Annotated in this window: 9 protein-coding genes and 3 tRNA genes; 7 read left to right on the top strand and 5 right to left on the bottom strand. The window is 70.0% G+C overall.

Going from position 1 to position 18,114, the window contains the following annotated elements:
• Positions 1-5 precede the first annotated feature (5 nt).
• Positions 6-3,989 (bottom strand): ATP-dependent RNA helicase HrpA, encoded by a 3,984-nt coding sequence (gene hrpA / locus StrepF001_RS14265; RefSeq protein WP_129798623.1) that lies wholly within the window; start codon positions 3,987-3,989, stop codon positions 6-8.
• Positions 3,990-4,544: 555 nt separating this feature from the next.
• Here hrpA and StrepF001_RS14260 point away from each other — a divergent pair.
• The gene (locus StrepF001_RS14260) at positions 4,545-7,016 is read left to right on the top strand and encodes a SpoIIE family protein phosphatase (protein WP_129798622.1); all 2,472 of its coding nucleotides are present in this window, start codon (positions 4,545-4,547) and stop codon (positions 7,014-7,016) included.
• Between the two features lie 630 nt (positions 7,017-7,646).
• On the top strand, positions 7,647-7,775 hold the full coding sequence (locus tag StrepF001_RS49525; RefSeq protein WP_276322823.1) for a hypothetical protein: 129 nt from the start codon (positions 7,647-7,649) through the stop codon (positions 7,773-7,775).
• Positions 7,776-7,866: 91 nt separating this feature from the next.
• On the opposite strand, the gene StrepF001_RS14245 is transcribed toward StrepF001_RS49525, so the two are convergent.
• From StrepF001_RS14245 to StrepF001_RS14230, 4 genes are all read right to left on the bottom strand, one after another.
• A tRNA-Phe gene (locus StrepF001_RS14245) sits at positions 7,867-7,940 on the bottom strand.
• A gap of 24 nt (positions 7,941-7,964) precedes the next feature.
• A tRNA-Asp gene (locus tag StrepF001_RS14240) sits at positions 7,965-8,039 on the bottom strand.
• Positions 8,040-8,077: 38 nt separating this feature from the next.
• Positions 8,078-8,150: transfer RNA gene (locus tag StrepF001_RS14235), tRNA-Glu, on the bottom strand.
• 22 nt (positions 8,151-8,172) lie between these two features.
• Positions 8,173-9,783 (bottom strand): metallophosphoesterase, encoded by a 1,611-nt coding sequence (locus tag StrepF001_RS14230; RefSeq protein ID WP_129798620.1) that lies wholly within the window; start codon positions 9,781-9,783, stop codon positions 8,173-8,175.
• A 105-nt stretch (positions 9,784-9,888) separates the two neighbouring features.
• Here StrepF001_RS14230 and StrepF001_RS14225 point away from each other — a divergent pair, with 105 nt between their 5' ends.
• The 5 genes from StrepF001_RS14225 (at position 9,889) to StrepF001_RS14205 (ending at position 18,088) form a co-directional block, all read left to right on the top strand.
• Positions 9,889-10,239: a metallopeptidase family protein gene (locus StrepF001_RS14225; protein ID WP_129798619.1), complete on the top strand. Its 351-nt coding sequence runs from the start codon at positions 9,889-9,891 to the stop codon at positions 10,237-10,239.
• Positions 10,240-10,314: 75 nt separating this feature from the next.
• Positions 10,315-10,854: a hypothetical protein gene (locus tag StrepF001_RS46430; protein ID WP_129798618.1), complete on the top strand. Its 540-nt coding sequence runs from the start codon at positions 10,315-10,317 to the stop codon at positions 10,852-10,854.
• Positions 10,855-11,084: 230 nt separating this feature from the next.
• On the top strand, positions 11,085-13,199 hold the full coding sequence (locus StrepF001_RS14215; protein WP_129798617.1) for a DEAD/DEAH box helicase: 2,115 nt from the start codon (positions 11,085-11,087) through the stop codon (positions 13,197-13,199).
• 190 nt (positions 13,200-13,389) lie between these two features.
• Positions 13,390-16,488, top strand: a complete 3,099-nt coding sequence (locus tag StrepF001_RS14210) for a VCBS repeat-containing protein (protein ID WP_129798616.1) — start codon at positions 13,390-13,392, stop codon at positions 16,486-16,488.
• Between the two features lie 61 nt (positions 16,489-16,549).
• A complete protein-coding gene (locus StrepF001_RS14205; RefSeq protein WP_129798615.1) occupies positions 16,550-18,088 on the top strand; it encodes an amino acid permease in 1,539 nt (512 codons plus the stop codon).
• Positions 18,089-18,114: the final 26 nt, after the last annotated feature.

Raw genomic sequence — 18,114 nt, 5'->3', positions numbered from 1 at the left:
CTCCGTTACGGGACCGCCGCGTCGATCGCCTTCACGATGCGCTTGTCGGAGACCGGGTACGCCGTGCCGAGGGCGTGCGCGAAGTAGCTGACGCGGAGTTCCTCGATCATCCAGCGGATGTCCAGCACCGAGGACGGGACCGGGCGCCCCTGTGGCATCTGCTCGAGGAGCCAGGCGTACTCGTCCTGCATCTCCTTGACCTTCTCCATGCGCGTGGTGTCCCGCTGGACGTTCGTCGGCATCTGCTGCAGCCGGCGGTCCGCGGCGACCAGGTAGCGCATCAGGTCCGGCAGGCGCCGCAGCCCCGCCTCCGTCACGAAGCCGGGCTTCACAAGGGCGTCCAGCTGCCCCCGTACGTCCTGGAGGTTTGCCAGGAGCGCGGGGCTGCGTACGGCCTTCAGACGGCGCTCACAGGCCTGCCAGGCGGCCAGGACCTGCTGCACCTGCCCGACCGTACGGACCGTCGTGTCGACGATCTCGGCACGCACCCTGTCGTACAGCTTCCGGTACGACTCCTCGTCCCACGCCGGCCCGCCGAAGTCCGCGATCAGCTTGTCGGCCGCGGCCGTCGCACAGTCGTCGAACAGGGCCTGGATCGAGCCGTGCGGGTTGGCGGAGAGGGCGAGCTTCTGGGCGTTCGTCAGCTTCTCGGATGCGAACTTCGCAGGGTTCACCGGGATGTTGCGGAGGATCAGGCGGCGCGTGCCCTTCCACATGGCCTCGGCCTGCTCCGCCTCCGTGTCGAAGAGGCGTACGGAGACCGTGTCGCCGTCGTCGACGAGCGCCGGGTACGCCTTCACGGGCTGGCCGGCCCGGCGGGTCTCGAAGACGCGGGTGAGCGTGCCGATCGTCCAGTCGGTCAGGCCCTTGCGCTCGACGGACTCGCCGCCCTGACGCTCGGCCGTGGCCGCGGCGGCCTGCGAGAGAGCCTTGCGGGCCTTCGGCTTCAGCCGGAGCTTCAGCGCCTCAAGGTCCTTGTCCTCCGCCAGCTTGCGGCGGCGCTCGTCGACGATGCGGAACGTGATGCGCAGATGGTCGGGGACCTTCGACCAGTCGAAGTCGTCCGCCGTGAAGGGGACACCGACCATGCGCTTCAGCTCGCGGGCCATGGTGGTGGTGAGGGGTTCCTGGAGGGGCACCGCCGTGTCCAGGAACCGCTTCGCGAAGTTCGGCGCCGGTACGTAGTTGCGGCGGATCGGCTTCGGCAGGGAGCGGATCAGCTCGGTGACCACTTCCTCCCGCAGGCCCGGGATCTGCCAGTCGAAGCCCTCGTCCGTGACCTGGTTGAGGACCTGCAGCGGAATGTGGACGGTGACGCCGTCGGCGTCCGCGCCCGGCTCGAACTGGTACGTGACCCGGAACTTCAGCGGGCCCTGCCGCCAGGAGTCCGGGTAGTCCGCCTTGGTGACCGCCTCCGCCGACTCCCGGATGAGCATCTCGCGCTCGAAGTCCAGGAAGTCCGGCTGCTCGTGCCGCTTGCGCTTCCACCACGAGTCGAAGTGGGCGCCGGAGACGACGTGCTCGGGGATCCGCTGGTCGTAGAAGTCGAAGAGGGTCTCGTCGTCGACCAGGATGTCCCGGCGGCGGGCGCGGTGCTCCAACTCCTCGACCTCGGTGAGGAGTTTGCGGTTGTCGGCGTAGAACTTGTGGTGCGTGCGCCAGTCGCCCTCGACGAGGGCGTTGCGGATGAACAGCTCGCGGGAGACTTCCGGCTCGATCCGGCCGTAGTTGACCTTGCGCTGGGCGACGATCGGGACGCCGTACAGCGTGACCTTCTCGTACGCCATCACCGCGGCCTGGTCCTTCTCCCAGTGCGGTTCGCTGTACGTCCGCTTGAGGAGGTGCTCGGCGAGGGGCTCGACCCACTCCGGCTCGATCTTGGCGTTGACGCGGGCCCAGAGGCGGGAGGTCTCCACGAGCTCGGCGGACATCACGAACCGCGGCGGCTTCTTGAAGAGCGCCGAGCCCGGGAAGATCGCGAACTTGGCATTACGGGCGCCGAGGTACTCGTTGCGCTCCCTGCGCGCGCCGGAGTCCTTGCTGTCCTTGGACTCCTTCACGTCCTTCATCCCGATGTGGGAGAGAAGGCCGGCGAGCAGGGAGACGTGGATGCGGTCGGTGGGGGCGTCGTCCTCGTTGACGTGGATGCCCATCTGCTTGGCGACCGTGCGCAGCTGGGTGTAGATGTCCTGCCATTCGCGGATGCGCAGGAAGTTGAGGTACTCCTGCTTGCACATCCGGCGGAAGGAGGACGAGCCGCGCTCCTTCTGCTGCTCGCGGATGTACCGCCAGAGGTTGAGGTAGGCGAGGAAGTCGCTGGTCTCGTCCTTGAAGCGGGCATGCTGCTGGTCGGCCTGGGTCTGCTTGTCGGCCGGGCGCTCCCGCGGGTCCTGGATGGACAGCGCGGCGGCTATGACCATGACCTCGCGGACGCAGCCGTTCTTGTCGGCCTCCAGCACCATGCGGGCCAGCCGCGGGTCGACGGGGAGCTGCGCGAGCTTGCGGCCCGTGTCGGTGAGGCGCCCCCGCGCGTCCTTCTGGGCAGGGTCGAGCGCGCCCAGTTCCTGCAGGAGGTGGACGCCGTCGCGGATGTTGCGGTGGTCCGGCGGGTCGATGAACGGGAACTTCTCGATGTCGCCGAGGCCGGCCGCGGTCATCTGGAGGATGACGGACGCGAGGTTCGTACGGAGGATCTCCGCATCCGTGAACTCCGGCCGCGTAAGGAAGTCGTCCTCGCTGTACAGCCGGATGCAGATGCCGTCGGACGTACGGCCGCAGCGGCCCTTGCGCTGGTTGGCGCTCGCCTGGGAGACCGGCTCGATGGGCAGCCGCTGGACCTTGGTGCGGTGGCTGTAGCGGGAGATCCGGGCGAAGCCGGGGTCGATGACGTACTTGATGCCCGGGACGGTGAGGGACGTCTCGGCGACGTTGGTCGCCAGAACGATCCTGCGGCCGGCGTGCGGCTGGAAGACCCGGTGCTGCTCGGCGTGGGACAGGCGGGCGTACAGCGGGAGGATCTCGGTGAAGCGGTACTGCTTCTTGGTGAGGGCGTCCGCGGTGTCCCGGATCTCCCGCTCACCGGAGAGGAAGACCAGGATGTCGCCCTGGCCCTCCCTCTGGAGCTCCTCGACCGCGTCGGTGATCGCGGTGATCTGGTCGCGGTCGGCGTCGTCGCCGTCCTCTTCGAGGAGGGGCCGGTAGCGCACCTCCACGGGATACGTACGGCCGCTGACCTCGACGATCGGCGCGTCGCCGAAGTGCCGGGAGAAGCGCTCGGGGTCGATGGTGGCGGAGGTGATGACGACCTTGAGATCGGGCCGCTTCGGCAGCAACTGCGCGAGATATCCGAGCAGGAAGTCGATGTTGAGGGACCGCTCGTGGGCCTCGTCGATGATGATCGTGTCGTAGGCGCGCAGCTCGCGGTCGGTCTGGATCTCGGCGAGCAGGATGCCGTCCGTCATGAGCTTGACGAAGGTGGCGTCCGGGTTCACTTGGTCGGTGAAGCGGACCTTCCAGCCGACGGTCTCACCGAGCGGAGTGTCCAGCTCCTCGGCCACCCGCTCGGCGACGGTACGGGCGGCGATACGGCGGGGCTGGGTGTGCCCGATCATGCCGCGGACACCACGCCCGAGCTCGAGACAGATCTTCGGGATCTGCGTCGTCTTGCCGGACCCGGTCTCACCGGCGACGATCACGACCTGGTGGTCGCGAATGGCGTCGGCGATCTCGTCCTTCTTCTGGCTGACGGGCAGCTGGGGCGGGTAGGTGACCGCGGGCACGCGCGCCCGCCGGCCGGCCATCCGCTCCTCGGCCCTGGCGACCTCCGCCTCGATCTCGGCGAGGACGGCGGCACGGGCCTCCGGCTTGCGGATCTTGCGCGCACCCTCGAGCCGCCGCCCGAGCCGGTGCGCATCGCGCAACGAGAGCTCGGTGAGGCGGGGGGCGAGGGCGCCGAGGGCGGGAGCGCCGGGGGCAGGCTGCGTAGACATACGGGACCCAGGATCTCATCCCGGGGAAATCCATGGCGAACGCTTTTGCAGGTGCCACAACGTGAAACCCCCGCCGATGATCTCGACGGGGGTCTGCTGCCCTCGGGGCGGTTGTGGCTGGGGCCGGGGTCGAACCGGCGACCTTCCGCTTTTCAGGCCGTGTCACCCGCGTGCGCCGCAGGGTCACGCCATTTTGTGCGGCCATCCAGAGGTGGTGGTTGTGCGCTGCTGTTGGCGTACAGCTGGCTCAGGGTCTGCAGTCGCTGCAGACGTTGGGGGATCGACCAGTCATCCGCCCGGCTCGAACGCAGTGAGTTGACGGCGAGGTCACGCACCAGGCCGGGACGGCGGTCCTCGCTTGCAATCGTCCCAGCACATGTCCCTGCGCGAGCCGCCCCCCACACTCCTCGCCCCCACCATTCGCGAGTTTTGAGGATGCGGCGCTGTCACGAAACGGACTTCTACTCGGTCAAGCGCGCGAAAAGGTCAAATCGACTCCTAGGTTCGCCCCGCCCACCTATCTCCCAGCCACTCGAGGACAGCAGCTTGATGACCATGACCAGCACTCACAGGGCCACGTTCGGTAAGCCGATAAACACGACCGAAGTGTCGGATACGGCGTTCGCACTGCTCGACGAGCAGGGGGCGGTGGTCGCGTGGACGCAGGCCGGCGAACAGCTTGTCGGGTACTGCGCCGGGGACATGGTGGGCCGGTCCGCCGCACTCGTGGTGCCATCCTTCGGTGAAGCGCCGACAATGTCGGTGTTCGTCGAGCAGTGCCGTGCCCGGAACGGCTGGTCGGGCGCTTCGGCGGTGCGCCACCGTGACGGCCGCGTGCTCGACACCAACCTGCGGATCTCCAGGGTGCAGGGGCAGGACGGAGCAGTGCGGTGGCTCGCGTCCATGACCGACATCGGCGTGCCGTCGGGGGATGAGGAGAGCGGATCGGTGTGGGGGTCGCTGCTCGACTGCGCGCCGATCGGCGTCGTCGTTCGTGACCTGGAGTTGCGCTGCACCTGGGTGAACGACGTGATGGAGGGCCACGACGGCATTTCCGCCGACCAGCGGCTCGGAAGTCGAGTCACCGATGCGTGGTCCGGTGTCGAGGCCGAAACGGTCGAGGCGGTGATGCGGCAGGTGCTCCGGGGCGGCAGCACCAAGGTCCACGAGTACCGGACGTGGCTGCCGACGGGTCTGGGCCAGGAGCACCCGTTCGCGGCTTCGTTCTCCCGTCTCCAAGGCGCCGACGGTCAGGCGCTGGGGGTGTGCACCATCAGCGTCGACGTCACCGAGAGCCGACGGGTGCGCGAGCGCCTCGCCGTCCTCAGCGAGGCCGGCACGCGCCTGGGCAGGACCTTGGATGTGATGCAGACCGGCCAGGAACTGGCCGATCTCGCCGTGCCCCTGTTCGCCGACTTCGTCACGGTGGACCTGGAGCAGTCGGTCCTGTGCGGCGAGGGGGCCCCGGTCCGCGTCGGCGCGGTGGGCGAGCGCCTCCCCGTTCTCCGACGCGCCGGTCTGGCTTCGATCCGTCCAGGGGCGCCGGAGGCTTTGTGGGAGCGTGGTGAGGCGGTCCCCATGCCACCTGACATGCCCTACATCGACGTTCTGCGCACCGACAGGCCCTACCTGGAGTCGGTCCTGGACACCGCAGCGGTCACGTGGACCGCCAAGGATGCGGAACGGGCGCAGAAGATCCGTGAGAACGGCATGCACTCCGCGATGGTCGTCCCCATCCGCGTACGGCGCGTCCTGCTGGGCGTGGCGATGTTCGTCCGCACCGAGAACCCGACGCCGTTCCAGGAGGACGATGTGCTCCTGGCCGAGGAGCTCGTCGGCCGCGCCGCGGTGTCGTTGGACAACGCGCGCCAGTACTGCCGCGAGCAGACCGCGGCGCTCGCGCTCCAACGCAGTCTGCTCCCGCGCCGTCTCAGGGGAGGCTTGGCGGTGGAGGCGGTCTCGCGTTACCTGCCCGCCGACATCGACCGCGGCGTCGGGGGCGACTGGTTCGACGTGATCCCGCTGTCCGGCGCCCGGGTGGCCCTTGTGGTCGGCGATGTGGTCGGACACGGCATCAACGCCGCCGCGAAGATGGGCAAGCTCCACGCCGCGGTCCACACGCTTTCCGGCCTGGAGCTGCCCCCCGACGAACTGCTGGCGTACCTCGATGACACGGTCCAGCGAGTGGCTGAAGGAGACAGCGACGATCCGGACCAGAGCGACGCGGCGGTGGGCGCCACCTGTCTGTATGCCGTCTACGACCCGGTCACCCGGAAGTGCACCATGGCAACGGCCGGACACCTCCCGCCCGCGATCATCGACCCGAAGGGCCGGGTCACCTTCCCCGACCTTCCCACCGGAGCCCCCCTCGGCATCGGGCTCGGGGTCCCCTTCGAGGCCGTGGAGCTGGAACTGCCCGAGGGAAGCCTCCTCGCCCTGTACACCGACGGCCTGGTCGAGACCCGCGACCACGACATCGAGGAGGGAATGCACCGCCTGGGCACCGCCCTCGCGCAACCGGGTAGCTCCCTGGAGGAGCTCTGCACCCGCGCGATGGCACCCGTCCAAGGCCAGGCGGCGTGCGACGACGCCAGCCTGCTGCTGGTCCGCACCCGCTCGCTCAGCCCGACCCAGGTCGCCTCCTGGACCCTGCCCAGCGACGACACCACTGCCCGCCGCGCCCGGAACCTGGCAGCCGGTCAGCTCGCCGAATGGGGCCTGCAAGGTCTCGAGGACTCCACGAAGCTGATCGTCAGCGAACTGGTCACCAACGCCGTCCGCCACAGCACCGGCCCGATCGATCTGCGTCTGACCCGGCACCAGGTCCTGACCGTCGAAGTGTCGGACACCGACGTCTGCTTCCCGCGTACGCGTAGCGCACGCGCCATGGATGAGAAAGGCCGCGGCCTCTTCCTGGTCTCCCAGCTGTCCCGCCGATGGGGCACCCGCCCGACACCGGGCGGGAAGGTCGTCTGGGCCGAGAAGGACCTTGACCCCAGCGACTGGGCAGGTTCTAGCCCCCAGTGACTACTTTCCGATAGCACTGCAGCCCGTCCAGCTTGGTCCAGACGGGCTGCTGTCTGAGAGGCGAGAGTCAGGCTCGGGCGGCGCCCAGCGCTGCGATCACGGCCGCAGGATCGCCGTCATAGGGGAGGTGCGGTTCGTCCGACTCTGGTGGTACGAAGCGAGTGCGGTACCGCCGAAGGCCGGGGAGGCCGGTCATCAGGGCGCAGCACGGTGAGCGTGAGGGCATCGGTCTTGTCAGGGTCTGGGAGATGGCAGACATCTCCGCTTCGGCTTCGGGGGTGAGTGGGCTAGTACGGCGCGCGGCAAGCAGAGCACCCATGCGGTCTTCGAGCACGCTCATGAGCGTGTCGTCCATGAGCGTCACTGGAAGACTTCCGATTCCGTCCACCAGGTGCGACCAGGGCCACCGAGGTCGACACCCGCTGAGCACCGCGAAGGTCAAGCACAAGAGCGGGCCACGGCCGGCATGGAGTGGAAGGAGAATGGGCTGATCTTCACGTCCCGGATCGGCACCTCGTTGGAGCCGGACAACCTGCGGCGGAGTTGGCACCCGCTCCGCTCACGGCTGGGCCTGGAGATCAGGTTTCACGACCTGCGGCACTCTGCCGTGTCGCTCCTGCTGGACCTGGGGTGCCGTCCCACGTCGTCCGGCAGATCGTCGGCCACAGCGACATCGGGGTGACCATGAAGGTCTACGCCCATGCCTCGCTGGACGAGCAGCGCAAGGCGCTCCGGAAGCTCGGGGACACCCTGTCCTGAGGACGTTGGCGTACCGGTTGGCGTAACCGACACGAAAACAGCCCCGCCGAATGATCTTCGGCGGGGCTGTTTGCCCTGATGGGGGCGACGGTGGCTGGGGCCGGGGTCGAACCGGCGACCTTCCGCTTTTCAGGCGGACGCTCGTACCAACTGAGCTACCCAGCCACGAGGTTTCACGTGAAACCTCAGCGGTCCTGACGGGATTTGAACCCGCGGCCTCCACCTTGACAGGGTGGCGAGCACTCCAAACTGCTCCACAGGACCAAGCTATGACGTACGACAGTGTCGCACACCGTACTGCGTGCCCCCAACGGGATTCGAACCCGTGCTACCGCCTTGAAAGGGCGGCGTCCTAGGCCGCTAGACGATGAGGGCTATCGGCCCGCCTGGGCGCTTCTCAGCGCGTCGGGGACGTGAGAAGCATATGGGATGGCGGGAGGGATCGCCAAAACGGTTTATGGAGACGGGGTGGGGGGGGAGTGGGGGACGGGGTCGGAGACGGGGTGGCTCCCGGCTGGTTCTCCTCGACCAGGTGGCGGCTGACCTCTGCCGTCGTCAGGCCCAGGCCGCCCAGCCTGATCGCGTCCCAGGCCTGGAGGCGGCGGGTGTCCCGGTCGAAGTAGAGGATCGACGCCTCGATCGGGTCCGGGTGCTCGCCCTCCACCGCGCGCAGGCCGCTGCCGCCCGTCGAGCCTTCGATGCGCAGCCGGGTGCCGTACCGCATGACCTCCATTTCCTGGTGGTGCACATGGCCGGCCAGGACCAGGGGGACCTCGCCGTCGGTCTGGCGGGCGGCCGGCGGCTCGTGGGCGATGGCCACGTCCACGGGGGTGCCGGCGGCCCGCTGGTCGCGCAGCGCCGAGGCCAGGCGGGCGCCGGCCAGTTCCTGGGAGGCGTCGGCTCCGGGTTTGTTGGTGCGGTCGGGCGTGAACTGGGGGTCGCCGATGCCCGCGAAGCGCAGGCCCGCGATGGTCGTCGCCCGGCCGTCGTCCAGGACGTGCACGTTCTTGAGGCTCTCGAGGTGGCGCTGGGTGATCAGGGAGTCGTGGTTGCCGCGGACCCAGACGTACGGGGCGCCCAGATCCTCGATGGGGTCCAGGAAGCCGTTCTCCGCCGCTGTGCCGTGATCCATCGTGTCGCCGGAGTCCACGATCACGTTCACCTCGTACTGCTCCACCAGCGAGGCGATGATCTTCCAGCTGGCCGGGTTCAGATGGATGTCGGAGACGTGCAGGACACGGATGGTGGTGGGGTCCGGCTGGTAGGCGGGGAGCGTGGAGGTGGCGTCGTAGAGCTTCGTCACGTTCGTCACCAGGCGGGCCAACTCCTGCTGGTAGACGTCGAATTCGGTGACGATGCTGCGGGCGTCGCCGACCAGGGAGGGGGCGGAGGAGAGCAGGCCGGAGAACCTCGGTTCCAGGACGGACTTGGGGTTCCAGGTGGCGTACGCGGTCGCCCCGGAGGCGGCGAGCAGGGTGAGGGCGAGGCCGCCGGCCGCCAGGGCCCGGCGCGGGCGGCGGTAGACCGCGAGGCCCAGGGCGGTGGCGCCCGCGACCACGGCCACGCAGGAGCGCACCGCCAGGTCGAGGGCGCCGTGGCCGACGTCCTGGGCGACCTCGTCCTGGAGGCCGGAGAGGCGTTCGGGGTGGTCGACGAGGGCCTGGGAGCGGTCCGGGTCGAGCTGGTCGACGTTCACGTCCAGGCGGACCGGGGCGATGTGGCTGTCCAGGTGGAGGGCGCCCAGCGGGGAGACGTTGATCTTCGTGCCGCCGGCGAGGGACGGGCGCAGGGTCATCGTCGTGTCCATCGGGCCGACCGGGACGCGCACGTTGCCGACGACCAGCAGACCGAGCCAGGCGCCCAGCAGGACGACTGTGATCAGGCCGAGGGCGCGGATCCAGGGGTTGTGGGGCTGGGAGACGAGTTCGACCGCGGGGTGGGGACGGAGGCCGCGCGGCCTCCGTATGCGGGTGATCGTCTTCAGGACTGCGGCTGGGACGCGGGCCATTGGTCCCTATGCCCGTGTGCGGGGGTGGGTATGCGGGGCTGTGCGGGTCGTAACGGGGCGCTCCTGCGGCTCTCGTACGGGGGTGTCGTACCGGACAATGGGCCTGTGCTGGAGATGACGCGCGAGGAGTTCGAGGAACTGGTCGCCGAGGCGCTGGACCGGATTCCGCCGGAGCTGACGCGGCTGATGGACAACGTCGCGGTGTTCGTCGAGGACGAGCCCCCGGTGGACGATCCCGAGTTGCTGGGGCTGTACGAGGGGACTCCGCTGACGGAGCGGGGCGAGTGGTACGCCGGGGTGCTGCCGGACCGGATCACGATCTACCGGGGGCCGACGCTGAGGTTCTGCGTGTCGCGGGAGGACGTCGTCGCGGAGACGGAGATCACAGTGGTGCACGAGATCGCCCATCACTTCGGGATCGACGACGCGCGGTTGCACGCCCTGGGATACGGATGACCGTGCGCGTGTCCTCTTGTGGGCGGCGGGAGTTGGGCATGTTGACTCCTTCACCCTCCCCGGAGGTGGCTGCCCGTGCGCCCCTTGCTCGTACCCGTCCGCCTGGCCGCCACCGTCGTGGCCTTCGCCGCTGCCGCCGGCTGTATGAGCGTGGGTGACGACGACGGAGGGCGGGCCAGGCCGTCGCATTCGGCGGGGCAGGAGGGCGGTGCGGCGCCCGGCGGGGGGCCGGTGGGGCCGGACGGTGGCGCCGGGCACGGAGAGGCCGCGGGCGGGGCCGAAGACGGGCGCGGCAAGGGCGGGAAGGGGCACGGCACGGCGAAGCCCGGGGAGTCGGCCGCACCGTCGGGGTCGGCGGCCGAGCCCGGGACAAGTGCGTCGGCTTCGGTGCCGGACGGGCCGGGGCGGACCGTGGGGCCCGGGGGTCCCGCGCCGACGCCTGCGCCCCCGAGCCCGACGCGGACCAGTCCTGCGCCGGAGCCGCCCCCGCCGTCGCCGGAACCGCCGGCGTCTCCCGAGCCGACGGTTGCCGAGCCGTCGTCGTCGGCGCACGAGGAGCCGAGGCCGCAGCTGGTGCACCGCGAGCCGGCGCCGGAGGCCGGGGCGCCGGTCTAGTGCCGCGTCGGTGGGCCGTTGGGCCGGGTGTACCAGCTCGGTTTGCCATGAGGGGCGGTGGGTGCGTATGGTGGTAGATCGTTTGATCCCATTTGCCCGGCGCCACCGCAGAGCGCGCCGTGTGGCGCGTACTCTCCCTTGCCGTGGCGGACCGCATTGAGGCGGTCGTATTGCGAATCACGGAGTTGACGGGCGCGTGCCGACGAGACTCCGGAAGGTTTCGCATACGCATGTCCATTTCCAGTACTGATCACGTCGTCGTGCCCGAGAACGAGGCCGTCGAGGAAACCCCCGAGCTGACCTTCGCGGACCTCGGCCTCCCCGAGGGTGTCGTGCGCAAGCTCGCGCAGAACGGCGTGACCACCCCCTTCCCGATCCAAGCGGCGACCATCCCGGACGCCCTGGCCGGGAAGGACATCCTCGGCCGTGGCCGCACCGGCTCCGGCAAGACCCTCTCCTTCGGCCTGCCGACCCTGGCCACGCTGGCCGGCGGTCGCACCGAGAAGCGCAAGCCGCGTGCCGTCATCCTCACGCCGACCCGTGAGCTCGCCATGCAGGTCGCCGACGCGCTGCAGCCGTACGGGGATGTCCTCGGGCTGAAGATGAAGGTCGTCTGCGGCGGTACGTCGATGGGCAACCAGATCTACGCCCTGGAGCGCGGCGTCGACATCCTCGTCGCCACCCCTGGTCGCCTCCGCGACATCATCAACCGCGGTGCCTGCTCCCTCGAGGACGTGCAGATCGCGGTGCTCGACGAGGCCGACCAGATGTCCGACCTGGGCTTCCTGCCCGAGGTGACGGAACTGCTCGACCAGGTTCCGGCGGGCGGTCAGCGGATGCTGTTCTCCGCGACGATGGAGAACGAGATCAAGACCCTCGTCGACCGGTACCTCAACGACCCCGTCTCGCACGAGGTCGACGCGGCGCAGGGCGCGGTGACGACCATGTCGCACCACATCCTGGTCGTGAAGCCCAAGGACAAGGCGCCGGTCACGGCGGCCATCGCCTCCCGCAAGGGCCGCACCATCATCTTCGTCCGCACCCAGCTGGGCGCCGACCGGGTCGCCGAGCAGCTGCGTGACGCCGGTGCCAAGGCCGATGCGCTGCACGGCGGTATGACGCAGGGTGCGCGCACGCGGACGCTGGCGGACTTCAAGGACGGCTACGTCAACGTCCTGGTCGCAACGGATGTGGCGGCGCGCGGCATTCACGTCGACGGCATCGACCTCGTCCTGAACGTCGACCCCGCCGGCGACCACAAGGACTACCTGCACCGGGCCGGCCGTACGGCGCGCGCCGGGCGCACCGGCACCGTCGTCTCCCTGGCGCTGCCGCATCAGCGGCGCCAGATCTTCCGGCTGATGGAGGACGCGGGCGTCGACGCCTCGCGGCACATCATCCAGGGCGCGGGTGCCTTCGACCCGGAGGTCGCCGAGATCACCGGCGCCCGTTCGATGACCGAGGTGCAGGCCGAGTCCGCGGGCAACGCGGCGCAGCAGGCCGAGCGTGAGGTCGCCCAGCTCACCAAGCAGCTGGAGCGGGCGCAGCGCCGTGCCGCCGAGCTGCGCGAGGAGGCCGACCGGCTGGTCGCCCGGGTCGCACGTGAGCGGGGCGAGGACCCTGAGGCGGCGGTGGCCGAGGCGCAGGCCGCGGTGGCGGAGGCCGTCGAGGTGTCCGTGCCCGAGCAGCCGGTGGCGCGGGACGTGGACCGGGCCGAGGCTTCGCCGTCGTACGAGCGTCGTGAGCGGCGTGAGGAGCGGGGTGACCGTGGTGGCTTCCGTCGTGATGACCGGGGTGACCGTGGTGGGCGTTCCTTCGAGCGGCGGGACAACGACCGGGGCGGGTTCAACCGGGACCGGGACCGTGGCTTCGAGCGTCGGGACGGCGACCGTGGTGGCTTCCGTCGTGACGACCGGGGTGACCGTGGTGGGCGTTCCTTCGAGCGTCGGGACAACGACCGCGGTGGGCGTTCCTTCGAGCGCCGCGACGGCGACCGTGGTGGCTTCCGTCGTGACGACCGGGATGACCGTGGTGGGCGTTCCTTCGAGCGCCGCGACGACCGGGGCGGTTTCCGTCGTGACGACCGGGATGACCGTGGTGGGCGTTCCTTCGAGCGCCGCGACGACCGGGGCGGCTTCCGTCGCGACGACCGCACCGCCGGTCGCCGTGACGAGCGCGGCGGCCACCGCGGCAGCGACCGCCCGTTCAACCGGGACCGTCAGGGCGACCGCCCCGGCTTCCGCACCGGCGGTCACGAGCGTCCTTACAGCCGCCGCGACGACCACCGCAGTGGCGGTTCCTTCGGGCGCCGCGAGGACAAGCCGCGCTGGAAGCGCAACGGCTGACGCCGGTAGGCAGTGAGCTGTCGGCGCCGTGGCCCCACCCCCTCGCCGGGTGGGGCCACGGCGCTTTTTCGTGCCGAAAAGCTGTGCGATCCCGGTAGGATCAGCCGACTTCTGAGAGGGATGTGACGCCAGGGGCGGGGAGCATCCGAGGCGTGTCGCAGTCACCTCTCGCGCTTCAGGGGAGGGTTCTTTGGCTCGTCATGCCTTCGTACGGCTGCTCGGCGCATCCGCGGTGCTCGCGGCCGGGCTGAGTCCGTTGCTGCCGTCCCCGGCGGTGGCGGAGACTCCGCAGGAAACGGTGGTGCCGGCCGCGTTGCGCAGCACCAACCTGGGGGCGGCACTGCACTACCCCGACACCCAGACGGGCACCGACGGCGTCGGCAGCGAGGGCGTGTACCACCGGGTGGAGGACAACTCCCGCCTGTTGTGGACGCGTTACTCCGACGGCAAGACCGTCGAGGCGCCGCCGGTCACGGGCGCGATCGGCGTGAGCGGCACGGGCAGCGACATCCTCGCGTACCGCTACAGCGGCGGCCGTTTCGACCTGTGGAACCCGGTCGACGGAACGACCCGTACCGCCCAGATGCCCTCGGGGCAGGGACTGCTCGGCGTGTACGGCACCACGGCGGTCGCCGCTGCTTCCGTCACGCACGAGGACGGCACGACCACGCGGGTGCTGCATCTGCTGGACGTCGGCGCGGACGGGACCGTCGTCGACACCGAGGTCAGCGGGGTGCCCGAGGGCATGACGCTGGGGCACCCGCGCGGTGCGGACGCCTCGGGCGTGCTCTTCAACGCGATGCTGGACGGCACCGCCCGCGTGGTGTCCGTTGACCGCTCGACCGGCCGCGTGCAGAGCTGGAGCCAACCGCTGCCGAGCACCACCCACGCCTACGTGAAGCTGTCGCCCGAGTACGTCGCCGTGTACAGCCGGACGCAGGACACCAAGGTGGTGGTGCTGCCCCGGGCCGACCTGTCGGCCGCCCCCGTCGAGGTGGCTCTCGACGGCAGCAGCATCATGAACTACGTCAACGACCTCGCAGTGGTCGGCGACTGGCTGGTCCACGTCCCCAGCGGCAGCCTCCGGGTGACCGCCAAGCCCATCACGGGCGGTGCGGAGGTCACCCTGCTCACCTCAGCCCGTCTCGACGTGTCGGCCGCGACGGACGGCTCCGCCGTGGCCATCGGCCGGACCGCCGACGACGACTGGGGCATCCAGCGCATCCACGCGGACGCCTCCGGCAAGCCAGTCGTCACGCAGCTCAAGGCCCTGCCGAAGCCGCCGGCCCCGATCCAGGGCATCTCCTTGGAACAGGGCCGCCTGGTCGTCACGGACACCAGCGGGAGCACGCAGCGCAACGACTACGTGCGAACCGTGGCCGCCACCGGCACGCCGGAGTTCGGCGAGCGCTCCGAGTTCACGCCCCGGATGGTGTCCGACGTCGTGATCGGTACCTGCCCGGAGAAGGAGATCGCCTGCTCGCGGGTCTTCGGTACGGCCGACGGCCGGATCGCCTGGATGGAGTACGGCTCGGAGAACGACCGGCTCCGGGTCAACGGCCCGACGGAGGCCGGGCTCTGGGAGCAGAGCGTGCCCATCGACGGTCTCATCACCGACGTGTCGGGGCGGTACGTGCTCTATGCGACGCCGGGCGAGCGGTACGTCTACAAGATCGGCGACAACGGGAATCCGGTCACGCGCACGACGGGCGCCGCCGCGCTCTCCGGCGACGTGCTGTGGACGGCGGCGACGACCCCGGGCGCGGTCACGGCGCTGAACCTGTCCACCAAGGCCACCACCGCCGTCACCACCGACGCCGGCTGCAAGCCCGCTGAACTCCAGGCGCTCGGCCGCTACCTGTACTGGACCTGCGACGGCCGTGCCGGTGTATACGACCGTACGGCGAAGAAGTCCGTGCCCGTCCCGATGGGCGAGGCGAAGCTCGGCGACGGGTATGTCGTCACGCACGACAAGCAGGCCGGGAAGCTGACACTCACCACCGTTGCCGGTGGCACGCCCTCGAGCCGGATCATCGGAGACCTGCCCGACACGGGGGTCTCGCAGCGCGACGTGCGCTGGACAGTGGACGAGTCGGGCGCCAACGCCGCCTATGTCGACGACCAGCAGCGCGTGCACCTCGTACCGTCCGGTGTGCCCCAGCAGCCGCTGCGGCTGCTGGGGCCGGCGAAGAACGCCGCTCATGTCGAGGGGCACGAGACGGACGCCGTGCCGGACACGCTGACCACCGTGCTGCTGTCGAAGCCGTCGGCGAGCTGGGAGCTGACGGTGCGGGACACGGCGGGCAAGGTCGTCGACACTCGCGTCGGCGGCGCCGCGCGCGGCGAGCTGAGCATCGGGTGGCACGGCGACGACCCCACGCAGCCCGGTGACGCGTTCCTGCCCAACGGCACCTACGACTGGACGGTCACCGTCACGCCCGCCGACGGCGTCGGCGCGCCGCTGGAGGTGCACGGCACGGTGCGGCTGCGCGACGGCAGCCCGGTGCGACGCGACCACGTGGGCTCGTCGGGGTTCCCGGACGGCATCGGCGACCTGCTCACCCTCAACTCCTCCGGCGGCCTGACCTTCCAGCAGGGCACGGGCAAGGGCACGTTCTCCGGGAAGGTCTCCGGCAGCGGCTGGGCGACGAGCGTGCAGGCGGTGCCGGTCGGTGATCTGAGCGGGGACCGCTGCAACGACGTTCTCGTCAGGTTCAGCAGCGGGACGGTGCGGCTGTACAGGCCGGCCTGCAACGCCGCGCCGACGCCGTCGACGCCGTACACCACGATCTCGACGGGCACCGGCTGGAACCAGTACGACGTGCTCACCTCGCCCGGTGACGTGAACAAGGACGGGCGGCCCGACCTGCTCGCCCGTACCGCCTCCACCGGCGCCGTCTACCTCTACAAGGGCACCAGCACCGGCAAGCTGTCGTCCCGTGTGAAGCTGTACGACAACTGGAAGACGTACAAGAAGGTCGTGGGCGCCGGGGACCTGAACGGCGACGGCATCGGCGACCTCCTCGCCCAGGACAAGACCAACGCGCTGTACCGCTACTACGGCACCGGCCAGGGCACCTTCTCCTCGCGGGTGAAGCTGTCCGCGAGCTGGGGCGTGTCCTACAACGCGGTCGTCGGGGCCGGCGACATCACCGGGGACGGCGCGGCCGACCTCGTCGCGCGCGACAGCGCCGGTGTGCTCTACCGCATCCCCGGCACCGGCAAGGGCTCGTTCGGGACCCGGGTGAAGATCGCGACCGGCTGGCAGGGCTACAAGGGCCTGTTCTGATGCGCCTGTTGTAACAAGCTGTGACGCATGTCACGCCCCTGGCGAGGGAATCGCTGGGGGCATGACAGATGACGCCATACGCAGTGCGCCGCCCTCGGACGAGGAGCGACTGGCCCAACTCGGCTACCAGCAGGTCCTCGCCCGCCGGATGTCGGGCTTCGCCAACTACGCCGTCTCCTTCACGATCATCTCGGTCCTGTCCGGCTGCCTGACCCTGTACCTGTTCGGCATGAACACGGGCGGCCCGGCGGTGATCACCTGGGGCTGGGTCGCCGTCGGCCTGATGACGCTGTTCGTCGGCCTGTCCATGGCCGAGATCTGCTCCGCCTATCCGACCTCCGCGGGCCTGTACTTCTGGGCCCACCGGCTGGCGCCGGCGCGCTCGGCCGCCGCGTGGGCGTGGTTCACGGGCTGGTTCAACGTGCTCGGCCAGGTGGCGGTGACGGCCGGCATCGACTTCGGGGCGGCATCCTTCCTGGGCGCGTACCTGAACCTGGAGTTCGGCTGGGAGGTAACCCCCGGCCGGACGATCCTCCTCTTCGCCGGCATCCTGATCCTGCACGGCCTGCTGAACACCTTCGGCGTGCGGATCGTCGCTCTGCTCAACAGCGTCAGCGTGTGGTGGCACGTGCTGGGCGTCGCGTTGATCGTCGGAGCGCTGACCTTCGTACCGGACGACCACCAGTCGGCGTCCTTCGTCTTCGGCGAGTTCGTCAACCACACGGGCTGGGGCAGCGGGGTGTACGTGGTGCTGCTGGGTCTGCTGATGGCCCAGTACACCTTCACCGGCTACGACGCCTCCGCCCACATGACGGAAGAGACCCACGACGCGTCGACGGCCGGCCCGAAGGGCATCGTCCGCTCCATCTGGACCTCCTGGATCGCCGGCTTCGTGCTGCTGCTCGGCTTCACCTTCGCCATCCAGTCGTACGACGGCGCCCGCACCTCGTCGACCGGTGCGCCGCCCGCGCAGATCCTGCTCGACGCGCTCGGCGCGACCGCAGGCAAGCTGCTCCTGCTGGTGGTGATCGGCGCGCAGCTGTTCTGCGGGATGGCGTCGGTGACGGCCAACAGCCGCATGATCTACGCCTTCTCGCGCGACGGCGCGCTGCCGTTCTCGCACGTGTGGCACACGGTGAGCCCGCGCACGCGGACACCGGTCGCGGCGGTGTGGCTGGCGGCTCTGGGCGCGCTCGTCCTCGGCCTGCCGTACCTGATCAATGTCACGGCGTACGCGGCGGTGACGTCGATCGCGGTCATCGGCCTGTACATCGCATACGTCGTCCCGACACTGCTGCGGCTGCGGAAGGGGCCGGCGTTCGAGCGAGGGCCGTGGCATCTGGGCCGGTGGTCGACGGTGGTCGGAGTCGTGGCGGTCGCCTGGGTCGGCGTGATCACGGTCCTGTTCATGCTGCCGCAGGTCTCCCCGGTCACCTGGGAGACCTTCAACTACGCCCCCGTCGCCGTCCTCGTCGTCCTGGGCTTCGCCGCGACGTGGTGGCTGGCGTCGGCACGGCACTGGTTCCTGAACCCCGCCCATGAACGCACCCTCGCCCGTGAGACGGCGCGTGCAGGTGCGACGGATTCGGTGGATCCGTAACGCCCGGGCCCGCTTCTCCGGCCCCG

It is taken from the genome of Streptomyces sp. F001, assembly GCF_004187715.1.
Lineage (GTDB): Bacteria > Actinomycetota > Actinomycetes > Streptomycetales > Streptomycetaceae > Streptomyces > Streptomyces flavusporus.
The sequence above is the reverse complement of the archived record's forward strand: the minus strand, read 5'-3'. Positions and strand labels throughout refer to the sequence as shown.